The following is a 15,333-nucleotide window of genomic DNA, read 5'->3' as shown; positions in this document are numbered from 1 at the left end:
TATTTTTTTGATTAATAGTGGCATTTAGAACATTCCAACCCACCTATATCAGCAACTTTTAATGCTTCTTTGCTTTCGCCAGCGTGCAACTGTACTAATTTATCGTAGTACTTATTATCTTTTGTATTTACCTCCGTTTTACGGTGACAGTCTATACACCATCCCATCGTTAATGATGAGCGTTGCTGGATCACTTCCATTTTTTCAACTTCGCCGTGACAGTTCTGGCATTCAAGTCCACCTACGTTAACGTGCTGGGCGTGATTGAAATAAGCCAGATCAGGCAAGTTGTGAACCCTCACCCATTCAATAGGCTGATTGTTTTCAATAGAAGTATAAATTTTCTGAATTTCAGGAGACTCCTTTTTGATAACGCCGTGGCAGTTCATACAAATGTTGGCAGAAGGAATGTGCGCCGATTTACCACGGTTAACACCAGTGTGGCAATAGTTACAGTCAATCTTATACTCTCCTGCGTGTAGTTTGTGCGAGAATGAAATCGGTTGTTTTGGCGCATAACCTTGCTGAACACCAACACTATACGCACCGTCCAAAGTGGCCTTCAAAACAAGCAGTACGAAGATCCAGATCGTTGCCGAACGAATGGCGGGATCGGAAGCGATTCTTTTTAATGAATTGCCAAGGCGACCCATGAAATCTCCTTTTTCAACAACTCCTCCCTCGCCGCTAACTGCTTTTGAAAGTAATGAAACAATTACGAGCAGAACACCTAGAACTAGCAACATTACAACGACCAGCGCTCCAAGAACAATAACGAACAGATCCGAAGGACCGCCGCCTTGTGCAGAAGCACTTCCACCCGCTGCGCCACCTCCCGCAGGAGCAGCTGCCGCAGGAGCAGCAGTTCCAGCCTGATCTACATAAGCGAAGATTCCTTTAATATCATCATCTGATAAATTAGGAAAACTTGTCATCTGGGCTTTTGAATACTCATTGTAAATTTTGACGCCGTAAGGATCGCCGGAAGCGATTACAGCCTGGGAATTACGAACCCATTTGGCAAGCCAAGCAAAATCATGGCGACCGCTTGCTCCTTTAAGACCTGGACCAACAATGCGTTCATCCGTCACAGCATGACATTGTGCGCAATTGTTTTTAAATAGCGCTTCGCCTTTGGCAGCGTCTCCCCCACCTGCTGGCGCTGCGGCGGCGGCGGCTCCACCGGCAGCAGCGGTGCTGTCCTGAGCATATATTAAGTTAGGTACACTTAATAATATAGCCACTGCGATCAGTGCTATAAATGTTTTTGAGAAATTAAAGAAGGAACAAAACTTAGCGTCCTTTCGGAATGGTATATTCATAATCAACTATTCATTATTCTTCAACAGACAAAACTAGTTCACGATTTTTTATCCACAAAAGTATTTAGGGGATATTTTGGATGCCCATCTTATTTATAATTTGTCTAATTTACCCACGGATTTAACTTCGCCTGCCTGGCGAAATTTTCGTTGATTATCAAATACTTAGCAATAAAAAATGCCATTTGGAAACCAGCTTCAAGGTTTCAAACAAATGGCATTTTTCTCCTATAAATTTGTGTGCCAATTTCTCTAAGGCACTGGAGGTTCCGAGCGGATTCGAACCGCTGTACGAGGTTTTGCAGACCTCTGCCTAGCCACTCGGCCACGGAACCAAATTTAGATTAGCTGCTGCTTGCGCTGGCAGCTAATCCGGGTGCAAAAGTATCAAAAAAATTCGCTACTCCGCTATATTCTTTACTTTTTTCCTTTCTTTTCGCTTTCTTCCATTTGCTCTTTCAATGCTGAAAGAACGCTCAAGTCTCCGAAAGTAGATTTCTCACCTTCTTTGGTTGAATCCGCAACAGGAGCGCTTTTTGCAGGAGCAGACGACTGTACTTTCGCAGGACGGTCTTCTTTCTTCTCCTCAGGAGCAGGCGCTGCTTTGGTTACTTTGGAATGCGTAAGAACGATTTTCTTCTCGTCTTTCAAGAATTCAAGGACAGTGAAGTCAAGGCTTTCACCTACCTCTGCCACTGTACCATCTTCTTTCGTCAGGTTTTTAATAGCCGAAACGCCTTCAATTCCGTAAGGAAGTTCAAGTGTTGCGAATTTATCACCTTTTGCAACGATCGTAGATTTATGAACAGAACCCACTTCAAAGATGCTTTCGAAAGTATCCCATGGGTTTTCTTCAAGTTGTTTGTGACCAAGAGCCAGACGACGGTTGTCCGCATCCAATTCAAGAACAACAACTTCAAGTTCGTCATTTACTTTCACGAAGTCTGAAGGATGTTTGATTTTCTTAGTCCATGAAAGGTCAGATACGTGAACAAGACCGTCAATTCCTTCTTCAAGTTCGATGAACAAGCCGAAGTTGGTAAGGTTACGCACAACACCTTTGTGACGTGTTCCAATTGCATATTTGTCTTTCAACGAAGCTTGTGTCCAAGGATCTTCTGTCAATTGCTTAATTCCAAGAGACATTTTGCGCTCGTTACGATCCAGTGTCAATACTACTGCACTGATTTCGTCATTTACGTTCATGAATTCCTGAGGGTTGCGCAGGTGCTGAGACCATGACATTTCAGAAACGTGGATCAAACCTTCAACACCTGGTTTGATTTCAAGGAATGCGCCGTAATCAGCAACATTAACGATACGACCTGTAACTTTCGAACCAACCTGGATTTCTTCTGCAAGAGAATCCCATGGGTGAGACTGAAGTTGTTTCAAGCCAAGAGAGATTCGTTTTTTCTCTTCATCAAAGTCAAGAACAACCACGTTCAATTTCTGATCCAGCGCAAGCAGGTCAGATGGGTGGTTGATACGACCCCATGAGATATCCGTAATGTGAAGAAGACCATCTACACCACCAAGGTCAATGAACACACCGAAGTTTGTCATGTTCTTGATAACGCCTTCCAGAACCTGACCTTTTTCAAGGTTGTTCAAGATTTGCTGACGTTGTGCTTCAAGATCTTTTTCGATCAATATTTTGTGAGAAACAACTACGTTATCATTCGCGTAATTGATCTTAACAACTTTAACCTCCATACGCTTTCCAACAAAAATGTCGAAATCGCGAATTGGTTTAACATCGATTTGTGAACCTGGCAAGAAAGCCTCGATGCCGAATATATCAACAATAAGACCACCCTTAGTTCTTCTTTTCACGTTAGCATCGATAACCACATCCTCGTCAAACGATTTCTGAATGTTATCCCATGCAGTAATAACTTTGGCTTTTTTGCGTGAAAGAACAAGCTGACCTTGAGCGTCTTCCTGGTTTTCTACGTAAACTTCCACTTCGTCGCCAATTTTCATTCCTGGCAAATCGCGGAATTCATTGGAAGAAACGATACCATCAGATTTAAAACCGATGTTAAGGATTACTTCCCTGTCTGTAATACCTACTACAATACCTTTTACTACTTCTTTTTCCTGAACAGGAGAAATCGTAGTCTCATACATTTGTTCGAAACGATCGCGGTCCGCAGTTGAATAACCTGTACCGAAACCTTTGTCTGCTGCTTTATCCCAATCGAAATCAGGAAGAGGTTGATGTTGAATTTCCTTAGACATAAATAGGAATTACTGCTCTGTGTACATCAGCTTCCGAGCTAAATAGCTGAAAATTAGTTAAACAAGTATTTTTTGAAAAAATAGAGCGCAAAAGTACGTGTTTTCGAAATAAATTCCTCAGTAACAAAGGATTTTTTTCGAAATCAGCAAAAGATGCGAAGAATTAGAGCTTTTGGAAGGATATCCAGGGAAGAAAATCAATATGATCTTTCTTTAACACCTAGATAGGGAAGCCATTCATCATCGGCTAAACCGGAAAAATCGCGGATAAACATGAGGAATGAGGGGCGAAATGGGCGCTGGCGGAGGGGCATGCCAACTTCTTCTGGTGTGTGGTCTCCTTTTCTTGAATTGCAGCGCTTGCAGGCGGTGGCGAGATTGTCCCAGGTTGTTTTACCGCCTCTCGATTTTGGGATTACGTGGTCTAACGTGAGATTATCGTGTGTGCCGCAATACTGACATCGGTTACTGTCCCGCTTGAACAGATTTTGCCTGGTCATTACTACGCCTCTGTACGGAATGTGAATGTAGCGGTGGAGGCGGATCACCACGGGCATGGGATATTTATCGTTGACCGTTCGGAGATAATGCCGCGGGGATTCGGCCAGCATTTCGGCCTTATTCATGTAGACTAATAAAAACGCCTTTGGAACCGTGCAAACACTTAACGCACTATAATCTTGATTAAGAACCAGTACTTTACCCATGAGCCCTAGAGGTATTTAATTCCGACAATATAGGAATTTTTACCTAAAAAAACGCGCCCGCAAATCCAATTATTATGCTAGAAATTCATACGATCTGTCTCGCGCTTTACATCTCTTTCTTTGATTGAGTCACGCTTGTCATACAGTTTCTTACCCTTTGCCAGGGCAATGTGCAGCTTCGCCAGGCCACGCTCGCTTGTGAATAACCGAACGGGAATAATCGTCAGACCTTGATCTTTCAGATTTTCCGTAAGTTTTTTTCTTTCGCGCTTGGTAATAAGCAATTTGCGGTCACGCATGGGGTCGTGATTGTAATGTGTGCCTTCGGTGTATGGGGAAATGTGCAAACTGCGGATATATAACTCCCCGTCCATGAACAGGCAGTATGCATCCTGGAAATTCACTTTGCCTTGTCTGATCGACTTTATCTCAGTTCCCGTCAATGCCATACCAGCCGTAAACTCCTCAATGAAGAAGTATTCGAATGATGCCTTGCGGTTTTTAATATCTACTTTTTTAACTATTTTTTCAGACATATTGATTCTCAAATTCAAAAGGGGCTCAAAATTAAGCTTTTGTTAAAACTATACCAATTAATGAAAAAGCACGCACGTATGAACCGTTTTAGATTTGCATTGCTGGTCTCCTCTTTTCTATTCTGCGCTTCGAGCGCATTCAGTCAGCAATATGATCCTGGCATAATGGGCACAGTCAATGCATTGTTTGACGGAATGCGTTCGGGAGATTCAACAAAGGTTAGAAACGCCTTTGCACTGGGCGCCACAATGATGTCGGTCCCTGAAAATCCAAAGGACTCTATTGCAGTAAAGAAGAATTTGATTAACGGGTTTGTGAAGGCAGTTGGAACGCCGCATCCTGAAAAGTGGGACGAGCAGATTTTTCATCCTAAGATTTCGGTGGACGGCCCTATGGCCCTTGTCTGGGCTCCTTACAAATTCTTTTTAGGAGATAAATTTTCGCACTGTGGAGTCAATGTCTTTACATTAATCAAACTAAGCAGCGGATGGAAAATCACATCTGTTACGGATACGCGAAGAAAAGAATGCTCATTTGATAATTAAAACCGCACCATTTGCTTCCAGGTGCCTTTAATCCGGTTGTATTTAATGGTGCTGGGAAGCGCTTTCCACCAGTATTTGTTCATTTCCACTGCGAATGACGGTTGCATATAGCAATTGATCGCACAACTTTCGCATGCAGGCAATTTCCCTTCGAGCGCAACAAGCTTTTGGACTTCGTCGGAATGATAGAGATCAAAAAGATTTCCTTCGATTGCAAAATCTTTTAATCCCAAATGATAACAAGGAAGGACAAGCTTATTTTCAGGAGAAATGACAATGGTGGTGCTGGCAGCCTTGCAAACCGGATCGTCGACGTGATTTCCTCCGTCAAGTCTGAGTTGTACAAAAGCATCATTAAGATAAATGTTCTTCTGTTTTCCCCACCAAGTCAGTTCATTCAATGTTTCCTTGGAAAGATTGGAGCCTACATTGTTGTATTCAAAAACAGGATTTAAAATAAGAATGAGATCATTGGGGAGGCAAACCTCTTCCCACAACTGTCTTATTTTACCAACATTATCTTCAAACACAGTGAAAATAATATCGGGACGTTCGCCGAGTGACTTTGCTACTGCAATGGATTCCATCACTTTGTCAAAGCATTTTACTCCTCTCGATTTATCATGCTCGTCACGATCAGGCGAATCCAGCGAGAAATGAAGCATATCAATAAGCCCGCGGAGTTTTTCGGCTTGCTTGGGATAAAGCAAGCCGTTGCTTGTCACGGTTGTGATCATTCCGTGGTCCTTGGCTTCTTTTAAAAGCACTTCCAACTGCCGGTGAAGCAGTGGTTCCCCGCCGGTAAAGTCAATGACCTTAACGCCGAGTTTTTTTAAATCCCTTAAATTTTCTCTTAGATTCTCGATCGTAATGTATGGCGAAGGCTTCTCCCAAATGTCGCAGAAACTACATGATGCATTGCAGCGATATGTCACATAGTAGTTGCAAAGGACCGGATGGGATATCAAACGCATATCAACGAAGCATGGTGAGCAGGCTGGTTAATTTATCTTTCAGGTCTTTGCGGTCAACAATGAAATCCAGGAATCCATGTTCGAGAACAAATTCAGCGCTTTGGAATCCTTTTGGCAAATCCTTGCCAATGGTCTCCCGTATAACGCGTGGACCAGCAAATCCGATCAAAGCTTCTGGTTCGGAAATATTAAAATCACCCAGCATTGCGTAGGAGGCTGTTACACCGCCCGTTGTAGGATCTGTCAAAAGGGATATATATGGAACTTTAGCTTTGGATAATTGTGCCAAACGAGCCGATGTTTTGGCCATTTGCATCAATGAAAATCCTGCCTCCATCATTCGCGCTCCACCCGATTTCGAGATCATCAGAAACGGATGCTTATGTTCCAATGCATAGCTGATCGCACGCGCAATTTTTTCACCCACAACCGAACCCATTGACCCGCCAATGAAGTTGAAATCCATGCATGCAATCACAATATCCAGCTCATTCATTTTTCCGTAACCGGTTCTCACCGCATCTTTCAAGCCCGTTTTCTGCATGGTTGATTTAATGCGGTCGGGATAAGCTTTTGTATCAACAAAATGCAGCGGATCGGCTGACGTAAGATTTTCGTCGAGCTCTACAAATTCGTTATCGTCGAATAAAATGTTGAAATAAACATCAGAACCCACTTTTTCGTGGTAATTGCAATGCGGGCAAGTGAAAGCATTCTGCTTATGTTCTCTGGTAGGCGTAATCTTTTTGCAATTAGAACACTGGTACCACAACCCATCAGGAGCTTCTCGCTTCATTTCGGTGGGTGTATTAATACCTTTCTCTTTCCGAATAAACCAGGACATATTATTACGTGAGTTAATACCAAAAAGCCTGAATATCAGACCTTTAACTGCTTTTCATGATGATTGTAGGGCTCAAATATAGCAATAAATGTCGTGTATATTGAAACCAAGTACACCGTATCATCGCATTGACAAACTGTTTAGTGCCGGAACTTGAACAATTTTGTTCTTAATTTGTTAATAAATCAGCCCATAATAACCGGCTTTATTGATGCCGGCTGCTAATACTATTGTTTTCAATGACAACAACTTCTTCCCCAATCGTGATTATCGTTGGTACCAACAGGCCCAATTCCATGTCGCGAAAAATAGCTGATTATTACCAGGAAATTTTAAATAACCTGAATGCTCCGAGTACAATTCTGGATTTGGTAAACCTGCCGCATGATTTCACCGTATCTGCGATGTACGAAAATTCAGGAAAAAACGAAGATTTTAATAACCTGAAATCCTTGTTGGAACAAACAGACAAATTCGTTTTTATCGTCCCCGAATACAATGGTTCCTACCCGGGTGTTTTAAAAGCGTTTATCGACGGACTTCCGTATCCTAATAGTTTTACCAACAAAAAGGCTGCGCTGGTGGGCTTATCGTCCAATATGCATGGTGCTGCGTTGGCATTGAGCCATTTGAACGACGTATTCAGTTATTTGGGCATGAACACATTGGCATTGCGTGTAAAACTTGGCCAGATCCGCACACATTACCATGAACGCGTAATATCCAATGCCTTATATAAAGAGCTTCTGGAATTGCAGGCGGGTCAAATGATCCACTTTTAAAACAAAATAGGGAGCGTTTGCTCCCTATTTTGTTTTAATGCTATTTCAACCAGTGCTGTTCCATTTCAGTGGCTGGAACTGCCGGGCGTTTCCAGAGCTCTACGCGGCTGCGGCGGAATGCCGGGCCTTCAAGATCCCCGTATTTAACCAGGCCGTCTTTAAAGGATGCAACCATAACATCCAGCTTTTCGAATTCGTCATTATTCCAATCATTATTGCCTTCAACGTCGGTGATAGGCAACGTGGAGAATCCGTCAGAGATAATGTTACGATCTATGACCAGTTCAATCGGACCGGTTGGTGTTGCACCTTCCAATTCGCTGGTTACAACCAGATCCGCTTCAAACGCAGGTTCTTCAATTGGCTTTATCTCTTCAACAACAGGTTTTGCCTGGGGCGTTTTAGATTTAATGGCGTTTTTCAGCTCAATTCCCGGGATCGGCGACTCAATACTGTCAAATCCTGCGGCAACAATGGTAACCCTTAATTTATCACCCAAAGAATCGTCCGTGATGGTTCCCAGCTTGAACATCCGCGCTTCGCCACCCACTTGTGATAGCACATAACGCCAGATTTCACGCTGCTCCTTCATCGTGGCTTCTTTCTTCTTGCTCGTGGCCAAGGTTACGAGGATGCGTTTTGCTCCGCGGATATCCCTGTCATTCAAAAGCGGTGAATCCAAAGCTTCTCTAATAGCCGTTTGCGCGCGGTCGGCTCCGGTTGACTCAGACGTTCCCATTACCGATTGTCCGGCATTTTTAAGGACCTTCTCAACGTCTTTAAAGTCTGTGTTGATATTTCCGTTTGTCGTGATAATCTCGGAAATACTTTTTACAGCATTCAGAAGAATTCCGTCCGCCTCTGCAAAAGCCTGTGTCAGCGTCATATCCTCGTAAAGCTCTTCCAGCTTATCATTCAAAACCACCAGCACGGTGTCACTGTACTCTTTCAGTTGTTCAATTCCTTCCAGTGCCTGCTCTTTTTTGTCGAGGCCTTCCCATGTATAAGGTGCTGTTACAACGGCTACTGTAAGCTTGCCCATTTCCTTTGCGAGCTGCGCAATGACAGGGGCAGCTCCAGTTCCGGTTCCACCACCCATACCGGCAGTAATAAACACCATTTGGGTTGATCCGCCGAGCAGCGCTTTGATTTCCTCTATCGTTTCCAAAGCGGCTTCCTTGCCTTTGGTAGCATCCGTTCCCGCTCCCAAACCTTGCGTTAATGTAGCACCGAGCTGGATTTTCACGGGCACAGGACTATTGGCAAGCGCCTGGCGATCTGTATTACAAACTGCAAACTCTACATCTTTGATCTTTCTTTCAAACATGTAGTTTACAGCATTGCTTCCCCCACCCCCAACACCAATTACCTTGATAATCGCCGGTTCTTCCTGGTGTTCGCCGGTGGGCTGGTCTTTAATGATTTCATTTACAATGTAGTCCTGGTCCAGAGATTGCAACAAGCTTTTATTCATATTATCGGAGATTGAATGCGTTTAATTGCCTTGTTTTCAATAGTCACTCAGACCATCATCTTTTTTACGGATAATACTATTAAAACTGTCCCAGAAAGTCCCGTTCTTCTTGCCTGGTTCTTCTTTTGTAACTTCTTTAACTTTTTCCCGCTGTACAACAGTCCCTGTGTTTATGGAAGTAGCAGGCTTGCATACAGATTTAACCCTAGGGTCAATGTTTCTGAGTCCTGCCCAGGCTAAACCGATGGCTGTGCTGTATGAAGAATTGCTTACTGCATCGGCTTTTGCCGTTCTTTCCAAGTTTTCAGGATAGCCAACCCGCACAGACATATTTGTAACTTTTTCAAAAAGCTTTTCGATCTCGTCAATGTTGGCAGAGCCCCCCGTCAGTACAATGCCGCCAATGAGTTTGTCAAGATATCCTGATTTTATAACTTCTGCATAAACCATCGCTGCGATTTCTTTCAATCGCTCTTCAATGATCAATGCTACGTTTTTCTTTAAAACCTGCTTTGGAGCGCGGCCTGCCAGAAAGTTAACAAGTATTTCAATGTTCAGCGGAACATCGGCAGATATGGCTACACCATATTCCTGCTTTAAACGCTCTGCATTTTCAACCTGAATGCCGCAGCCGATCGCCAGGTCACTGGTAATGTGCCTGCCGCCTATCGGAAATGTGGCGATATGGCGTACAATGCTGTCATGATATATAACGAGGTCCGTAGTATGGTCGCCGATATCAACCAGCGCAATGCCGGCTTTTGTCTCATTTTCATTCAAAACCGCAAGACTGGTGGCCAGCGGTGCAAAAACCATTTTATCACATTTTAGATTTTGGTCTGCGTCAGCCAAACTCTTCTTCGTGCGTAAAACCGATTGGCTGTTTGCCGAAATGATCAGAAAGTTACCTCCCAGTTTGATACCTGTCCTGCCTACGGGTTCACGCACATTCATGGAATTATCTACCACAAATTCCATCGGCAACACATGTAATACGTCATAATTAGGCTCAATTTTGGCCCGGTACATGTCGTCCACCAGCTGGTCTACATCTCTTTGCGTAACTTCTTCTCCGGAAGATGCAGAAGGTCGGATAACGCCATCATTGTGATGGCTAACTTTCACCTGTGTGCCGCCAAAACTCACATTCACCACAGCAATATCAAGGTCTGAACGGGAAGATGCCTCGGCAAGTGCTTCCCGGACCGCGCTTCCTACCTGTTTTATATTTTCAACGGCTCCATTTACAACTGCGCCTTTCGGAACAGGAACTTCGCTAAAACCTAAAATTTCAATATTGTTTTGACGGGAACCCGATGCGGCTCCCTGTGCAGCAACCACGGTAATTTTCGTGCTCCCAATATCTACGCCTACTACAATTTTGTCGTGTGCCATGCTGATGGTGAATTATTATTCACAAACTATTTGATTCTGAAACTTAATACTAATTTTTTTATACCTGCTCCAGTCCTGGCTCAGTATCTCGTTGTAAAACATTTTAAGCTTGTTGAACTTGGATACGTAATTTTCTGCTGTCCCAAATTCAATGCGCTGATCACCCAGGACCGTCATAAAAGAGATTTCACCATCTTTATCTGCATTCAGTTGCGCAACTTGTGCCTTCCAAAACGGATCCGTATTTAAAAAACGCAAAAGCTCCATTAATGAAGCCCCTTTGGTCGTTTTCAATTTTTCCGCATCGCTAAAAAAAGAACCGGATACCAGCAATGCTCTTGCAGAATAACTATCCGATAACGGAAAAAAAACACCCTCATCACTGATATAGTAACCAGATGAATTGCGCATTTCACCATTTTCAGAAGTGTTGATCCATCTCGCCAGCGGCCTTTCCTGTTCAACCTCCACCACCACATTTCCCTTCAGATCACGATAAACCTGACATTTCCTGATCAGCTTATTTCTGCGAACCCGGTTTTCGAGATCATTCAGTGCAACATCGCTTAACCTGCTGCCTAACAGGGGATCTGCGCCATTTTCAGTAACCAGCATCCGCACGTCCATCTGATTAAGGAACCGTGTGCCTGAATCTCCTTCTATGGCTATCACAAGATTTGTACAACGCTGATTACCAAGCTTATTTTCTGCCATGCCTATCCCGGCTATTGGCAAAATGAGCCACAAACTGCGTTTTAACAAAAGCCACGGATAGTCAAATTTACGTAACATCTTAGTAATATTAAAAATGCTTTGACTAATTATTCACAATTGAATCTTTCAGCAAGTTCCTGATTGGTTCCACCAATGTATCAATGTCTCCGGCCCCAATTGTAACCACAATATCCGTATTTAAATCAGCTAAAACGCTCAAAACTTTATCTTTAGTAATAAGTTGTTTCTCCTTTGCCGTTATCCTTTCCATAAGCATTTCCGAATTCACTCCCTCGATTGGCAATTCTCTTGCAGGATAAATTTCCAGTAAAAGCAGCCGGTCTGCCAGTGACAGGCTTTCTGCAAAGCCTTCTGCAAAATCGCGGGTGCGGGTGAAAAGGTGCGGCTGAAAAATGGCCGTCACATGCCTTCCCGGATATAATCCTTTGACCGAAGAAAGAAATGCTTCAATTTCCGTCGGATGATGCGCGTAATCGTCAATGTAAATGTGTCCATCCTCTTCCAGCTGATATTCAAAGCGGCGTTTTACGCCACCATAATTTTCCAGTGCTTCTTTAATTTTGTCGGATTCAACTCCTAAATACAAAGCAACTGCGCTCGCCGCTATTGAATTTTCAATGTTATGATAACCCGGAATCTTCATTGCTATGCCTTCTATTTTTCCATCGGGATGGATCAGGTCAAATACGAAACGGGCATTTTTAATATGAATGTTTGTCGAATGATAAGCACCTGAATTTAGCGAATAGGTAAAGACTCTGGCCTTTGTGGACGATGCCAATTCCAATCCTTCCCTCATAAAAAGCACGCCATCGTCATCGATCTGGCTCACATAGTCACGAAACGATTCCAAAACGGCCTCATGTTTTCCGTAAATATCCAGATGGTCTGCGTCTGTTGAAGTAACAATGGCTATTTCAGGAAATAATGTTAAAAAAGACCTGTCAAATTCGTCTGCTTCAACCACACAGAAAACCTCTTCCAAGTTGTCCGTTGGCTCATTAAGCAGCAAATTTGTCCCATAATTCTGAGTAATCCCTCCCAAAAAAGCTGTGCTGTTCACCTTCGCATGGCGTAGTATGTGCGCTACCATCGAGGAAGTTGTCGTTTTTCCATGTGTCCCGGCAACACCGATTGTCCTGAGATTTTTGGTTAACAGACCCAAAACCTGGGAACGCTTCAAAATCAGGAAGTTGTTATCACGGAAATAAATCATTTGCTTATGCTGGACCGGAACGGCCGGCGTATAAATCACAAGCGTTTCATCAGGATTTGCAGTAAATTCAGCAGGAATGGTGCCAGTCTCGTCTTCAAGCGTAACCGAAATGTTTTCGTCCATTAATTTTTGGACTAATGTCGTTAGGGTCTTATCATAACCGGCCACATTAAATCCATTGGCCTTAAACCATCGGGCCAGCGCGCTCATGCCTATTCCGCCGATGCCAACAAAATATATGTATTTCCAATTTGTCATAGATGATGACATAAGATCGATTCCTGAGATTATTTACTTGATTAATTTAAAAACTTCTGCTGCGATATCATCGGCAGCATTCGGCCGTGCAAGCTTCCGGATATTCAGCTTTAATTCGTCCTGTTTGACAATGTCTTTCAGCAGTTCAAGCGCCTGAGGAACAAGCTCCTGCATGGTTTTAGAATCCTTGATCATTATTGCTGCATCCTGTTCCACCAATGTCAAGGCATTCTTGGTCTGATGATCCTCCGCAGCGGCCGGAAAAGGAACAAGTATCGAAGGTTTGGCTGCAAGACATAATTCAGAAACAGACAATGCGCCCGCTCTTGAAATCACAACATCTGCGACTGCATAAGCCAGATCCATTGTGTAAATAAAATCGAAGGCTTTTACTTTATCAGTTCCCAGGGTTGCAATGGTTTGTTTAGCCGTGTCTATATAGCCTCTTCCTGTTTGCCACAGCACCTGATAACCTGCTTCCAATAAGTTGGGCAGACCAGCATTAATGGCCTCATTAATAGACCTTGCCCCCAGGCTGCCGCCCATAACAAACAATGTCTTATGCGCACCATTTAACCCAAATTCAACCAGTGCCTCTTTATTTCTTGCGGATACATCCACAATGTCGCTCCTGACCGGATTCCCCAAAAGCGCTATTTTATCGGATGGGAAAAACGCTTCCATTCCCGGGTAAGCCACGCAAATTTTTCTGGCTTTTTTACCCAAAAACTTATTGGTAATCCCCGCATAGGAATTTTGTTCCTGAATTAATGTTGGAATTCCTGCCAGCGAAGCCATCATCAGCAAAGGGCCGCTTGCAAAACCGCCCACTCCCACCGCAACGTCGGGTTTAAAATCCTCAATAATGCCTTTGGCTTTCGATAAGCTGTTGATAAGCTTAAAGGGAACGAGGAGATTATCCAGTGACAACGACCTTTTCAAACCGGCAATGGGTAAGCCTACGATCTCAAAACCTGCACGCGGCACTTTTTCCATTTCCATTTTGCCCAAAGCGCCCACAAAAAGCACTTCGAGATCCGGGTCTTTTTTCTGTAAAGCATTGGCTATTGCAATCGCAGGGTAAATGTGCCCTCCGGTGCCACCGCCGCTGATAATCACTTTTTTCGACATCTTATATCTTTTTCTCCTCCACTGTTTCCCCGCGGCTCACGCTCAGGATCATACCCATAGCGATGCCGGTGAAGAGCAAAGACGTTCCGCCCTGACTGAAAAATGGTAATGTTTGCCCGGTAACCGGCACAAGCCCGACCGTAACTGCCATGGCCGAAAACGCCTGGCTGACGACAATGAATGTGAGTCCCGCGGAAAGCAGTCCACCAAAGGGTCGTTTCGTCGCTTCAATGGCTTTTAAGCCCCGGTATAAAAGAATGAGATAAAGGACAATCAGGATGGTTCCGCCCAATGTGCCGTATTCTTCCACGGCAACTGCGAAAATAAAATCTTTCTGAGGCTCTGGCAGGAAGCGGCGCTGACGGCTTTTGGCAACACCTTCTCCGTATAATCCACCCCGGGCCATGGCCATGTAAGATTGCTGGGATTGATATACGACAACATCTTTGTCAAAAAACGCTGAGATCCGGTTTTGTGCGGTTCCTGATCTTTGCGTGGAATTGAGCAAAATGGCAATAGTCGCGAAGAAAACAAGGCCAAATGCCGTAAAGAATAAATAATGCAGCGGAACTTTACCCACGAACATTAAGAGAAAGCAAATGCCGGCCAGCATTACGGCCGTGGAAACATTACTTGTAAATATCAGCCCGCAAACGATTCCTACCAGCGCAAGCGGCTCGGTAAAGAGCTCCCTCGTATTCCAGCCACCCTTAATGTGTCTTGCGAGGATTAAGGACAAATGGGCGATTAACGCAACCTTTGCCCACTCCGAAGGCTGAAAACGTTGACCGATTACCGGAATTTCAATCCATCTGGCGGCATCATTAACGGATGTTCCAAAAAACATAGTGAAAATCAAAAGCAATATGGAACTCCATACTGCAAGCCTGGTAACGTAGACAAATTTTATATAAGGAATGCGATGGACGAAATACATGACCATCAGCGAAAGAAAGCATAGCAGGACATGTTTGTAAAGATAGTATTCCGTGTTCCCGTCCATCTGGCTGTACGCGTCCTTCACACTGGCGCTATACACCACCACAATGCTCCACATCAGCATTACAATGCAAATTCCCCAAATCCAGGGATCGCCTTTCAGGTTTTTGCTGAACCATGCCTGCGTGTCTTCTCTTGATTTTAGCAAGAAATCCATATGGGTGACCGGT

14 protein-coding genes and 1 tRNA gene are annotated in these 15,333 nt (G+C 43.8%); 2 read left to right on the top strand and 13 right to left on the bottom strand.

Annotation, left to right across the window (positions count from 1 at the left end; all coding sequences use genetic code 11):
- Positions 1-11: 11 nt before the first annotated feature.
- The 5 genes from NFI81_RS21090 to smpB form a co-directional block, all read right to left on the bottom strand.
- Positions 12-1,322 (bottom strand): c-type cytochrome, encoded by a 1,311-nt coding sequence (locus NFI81_RS21090; RefSeq protein WP_234615150.1) that lies wholly within the window; start codon positions 1,320-1,322, stop codon positions 12-14.
- Positions 1,323-1,583: 261 nt separating this feature from the next.
- A tRNA-Cys gene (locus NFI81_RS21085) sits at positions 1,584-1,657 on the bottom strand.
- 82 nt (positions 1,658-1,739) lie between these two features.
- A complete protein-coding gene (rpsA, locus tag NFI81_RS21080) occupies positions 1,740-3,566 on the bottom strand; it encodes a 30S ribosomal protein S1 (RefSeq protein ID WP_234615151.1) in 1,827 nt (608 codons plus the stop codon).
- Between the two features lie 197 nt (positions 3,567-3,763).
- Positions 3,764-4,273: an HNH endonuclease gene (locus NFI81_RS21075; RefSeq protein ID WP_234615152.1), complete on the bottom strand. Its 510-nt coding sequence runs from the start codon at positions 4,271-4,273 to the stop codon at positions 3,764-3,766.
- Positions 4,274-4,350: 77 nt separating this feature from the next.
- Positions 4,351-4,809, bottom strand: a complete 459-nt coding sequence (gene smpB / locus NFI81_RS21070) for an SsrA-binding protein SmpB (protein ID WP_234615153.1) — start codon at positions 4,807-4,809, stop codon at positions 4,351-4,353.
- 60 nt (positions 4,810-4,869) lie between these two features.
- Between smpB and NFI81_RS21065 the strand changes: the two genes are divergently transcribed.
- The gene (locus NFI81_RS21065; protein WP_234615154.1) at positions 4,870-5,355 is read left to right on the top strand and encodes a nuclear transport factor 2 family protein; all 486 of its coding nucleotides are present in this window, start codon (positions 4,870-4,872) and stop codon (positions 5,353-5,355) included.
- On the opposite strand, the gene NFI81_RS21060 is transcribed toward NFI81_RS21065, so the two are convergent.
- Together NFI81_RS21060 and accD are read right to left on the bottom strand one after the other, a co-directional pair.
- Entirely contained in the window at positions 5,352-6,329 is a 978-nt protein-coding gene (locus NFI81_RS21060; protein WP_234615155.1) for a radical SAM protein, read from the bottom strand. The genes NFI81_RS21065 and NFI81_RS21060 overlap by 4 nt on opposite strands.
- Before the next feature lies 1 nt (position 6,330).
- The gene (gene accD / locus NFI81_RS21055; RefSeq protein WP_234615156.1) at positions 6,331-7,173 is read right to left on the bottom strand and encodes an acetyl-CoA carboxylase, carboxyltransferase subunit beta; all 843 of its coding nucleotides are present in this window, start codon (positions 7,171-7,173) and stop codon (positions 6,331-6,333) included.
- Positions 7,174-7,412: 239 nt separating this feature from the next.
- On the opposite strand from accD, the gene NFI81_RS21050 reads away from it, so the two are divergent.
- Positions 7,413-7,955: an NADPH-dependent FMN reductase gene (locus tag NFI81_RS21050; protein WP_255717549.1), complete on the top strand. Its 543-nt coding sequence runs from the start codon at positions 7,413-7,415 to the stop codon at positions 7,953-7,955.
- A gap of 40 nt (positions 7,956-7,995) precedes the next feature.
- On the opposite strand, the gene ftsZ is transcribed toward NFI81_RS21050, so the two are convergent.
- From ftsZ to NFI81_RS21020, 6 genes are read right to left on the bottom strand one after another with little or no spacing between them, the layout of a single operon-like run.
- On the bottom strand, positions 7,996-9,429 hold the full coding sequence (gene ftsZ, locus NFI81_RS21045) for a cell division protein FtsZ (RefSeq protein ID WP_234615157.1): 1,434 nt from the start codon (positions 9,427-9,429) through the stop codon (positions 7,996-7,998).
- A 36-nt stretch (positions 9,430-9,465) separates the two neighbouring features.
- Entirely contained in the window at positions 9,466-10,824 is a 1,359-nt protein-coding gene (gene ftsA, locus NFI81_RS21040) for a cell division protein FtsA (protein ID WP_234615158.1), read from the bottom strand.
- A gap of 15 nt (positions 10,825-10,839) precedes the next feature.
- A complete protein-coding gene (locus NFI81_RS21035; RefSeq protein WP_234615159.1) occupies positions 10,840-11,616 on the bottom strand; it encodes a cell division protein FtsQ/DivIB in 777 nt (258 codons plus the stop codon).
- Positions 11,617-11,641: 25 nt separating this feature from the next.
- On the bottom strand, positions 11,642-13,033 hold the full coding sequence (gene murC, locus NFI81_RS21030) for a UDP-N-acetylmuramate--L-alanine ligase (protein WP_234615160.1): 1,392 nt from the start codon (positions 13,031-13,033) through the stop codon (positions 11,642-11,644).
- A 33-nt stretch (positions 13,034-13,066) separates the two neighbouring features.
- Positions 13,067-14,164 (bottom strand): undecaprenyldiphospho-muramoylpentapeptide beta-N-acetylglucosaminyltransferase, encoded by a 1,098-nt coding sequence (gene murG, locus NFI81_RS21025; RefSeq protein ID WP_234615161.1) that lies wholly within the window; start codon positions 14,162-14,164, stop codon positions 13,067-13,069.
- A 1-nt stretch (position 14,165) separates the two neighbouring features.
- Entirely contained in the window at positions 14,166-15,320 is a 1,155-nt protein-coding gene (locus tag NFI81_RS21020) for an FtsW/RodA/SpoVE family cell cycle protein (protein WP_234615162.1), read from the bottom strand.
- Between the last annotated feature and the right edge of the window lie 13 nt (positions 15,321-15,333).

Source organism: Dyadobacter fanqingshengii, assembly GCF_023822005.2.
GTDB classification, from domain to species: Bacteria; Bacteroidota; Bacteroidia; order Cytophagales; family Spirosomataceae; genus Dyadobacter; species Dyadobacter fanqingshengii.
The sequence above is the reverse complement of the archived record's forward strand: the minus strand, read 5'-3'. Positions and strand labels throughout refer to the sequence as shown.

Bases quoted from the DNA above. Each gene is read 5' to 3' on its own strand.
- murG (WP_234615161.1), bottom strand. From the start codon at position 14,164: ATGTCGAAAAAAGTGATTATCAGCGGCGGTGGCACCGGAGGGCACATT.
- NFI81_RS21035 (WP_234615159.1), bottom strand. From the start codon at position 11,616: ATGTTACGTAAATTTGACTATCCGTGGCTTTTGTTAAAACGCAGTTTG.
- murC (WP_234615160.1), bottom strand. From the start codon at position 13,033: ATGACAAATTGGAAATACATATATTTTGTTGGCATCGGCGGAATAGGC.
- accD (WP_234615156.1), bottom strand. From the start codon at position 7,173: ATGTCCTGGTTTATTCGGAAAGAGAAAGGTATTAATACACCCACCGAA.
- rpsA (WP_234615151.1), bottom strand. From the start codon at position 3,566: ATGTCTAAGGAAATTCAACATCAACCTCTTCCTGATTTCGATTGGGAT.
- NFI81_RS21050 (WP_255717549.1), top strand. From the start codon at position 7,413: ATGACAACAACTTCTTCCCCAATCGTGATTATCGTTGGTACCAACAGG.
- smpB (WP_234615153.1), bottom strand. From the start codon at position 4,809: ATGTCTGAAAAAATAGTTAAAAAAGTAGATATTAAAAACCGCAAGGCA.
- NFI81_RS21060 (WP_234615155.1), bottom strand. From the start codon at position 6,329: ATGCGTTTGATATCCCATCCGGTCCTTTGCAACTACTATGTGACATAT.
- NFI81_RS21075 (WP_234615152.1), bottom strand. From the start codon at position 4,273: ATGGGTAAAGTACTGGTTCTTAATCAAGATTATAGTGCGTTAAGTGTT.
- NFI81_RS21065 (WP_234615154.1), top strand. From the start codon at position 4,870: ATGAAAAAGCACGCACGTATGAACCGTTTTAGATTTGCATTGCTGGTC.
- ftsZ (WP_234615157.1), bottom strand. From the start codon at position 9,429: ATGAATAAAAGCTTGTTGCAATCTCTGGACCAGGACTACATTGTAAAT.
- NFI81_RS21020 (WP_234615162.1), bottom strand. From the start codon at position 15,320: ATGGATTTCTTGCTAAAATCAAGAGAAGACACGCAGGCATGGTTCAGC.
- ftsA (WP_234615158.1), bottom strand. From the start codon at position 10,824: ATGGCACACGACAAAATTGTAGTAGGCGTAGATATTGGGAGCACGAAA.
- NFI81_RS21090 (WP_234615150.1), bottom strand. From the start codon at position 1,322: ATGAATATACCATTCCGAAAGGACGCTAAGTTTTGTTCCTTCTTTAAT.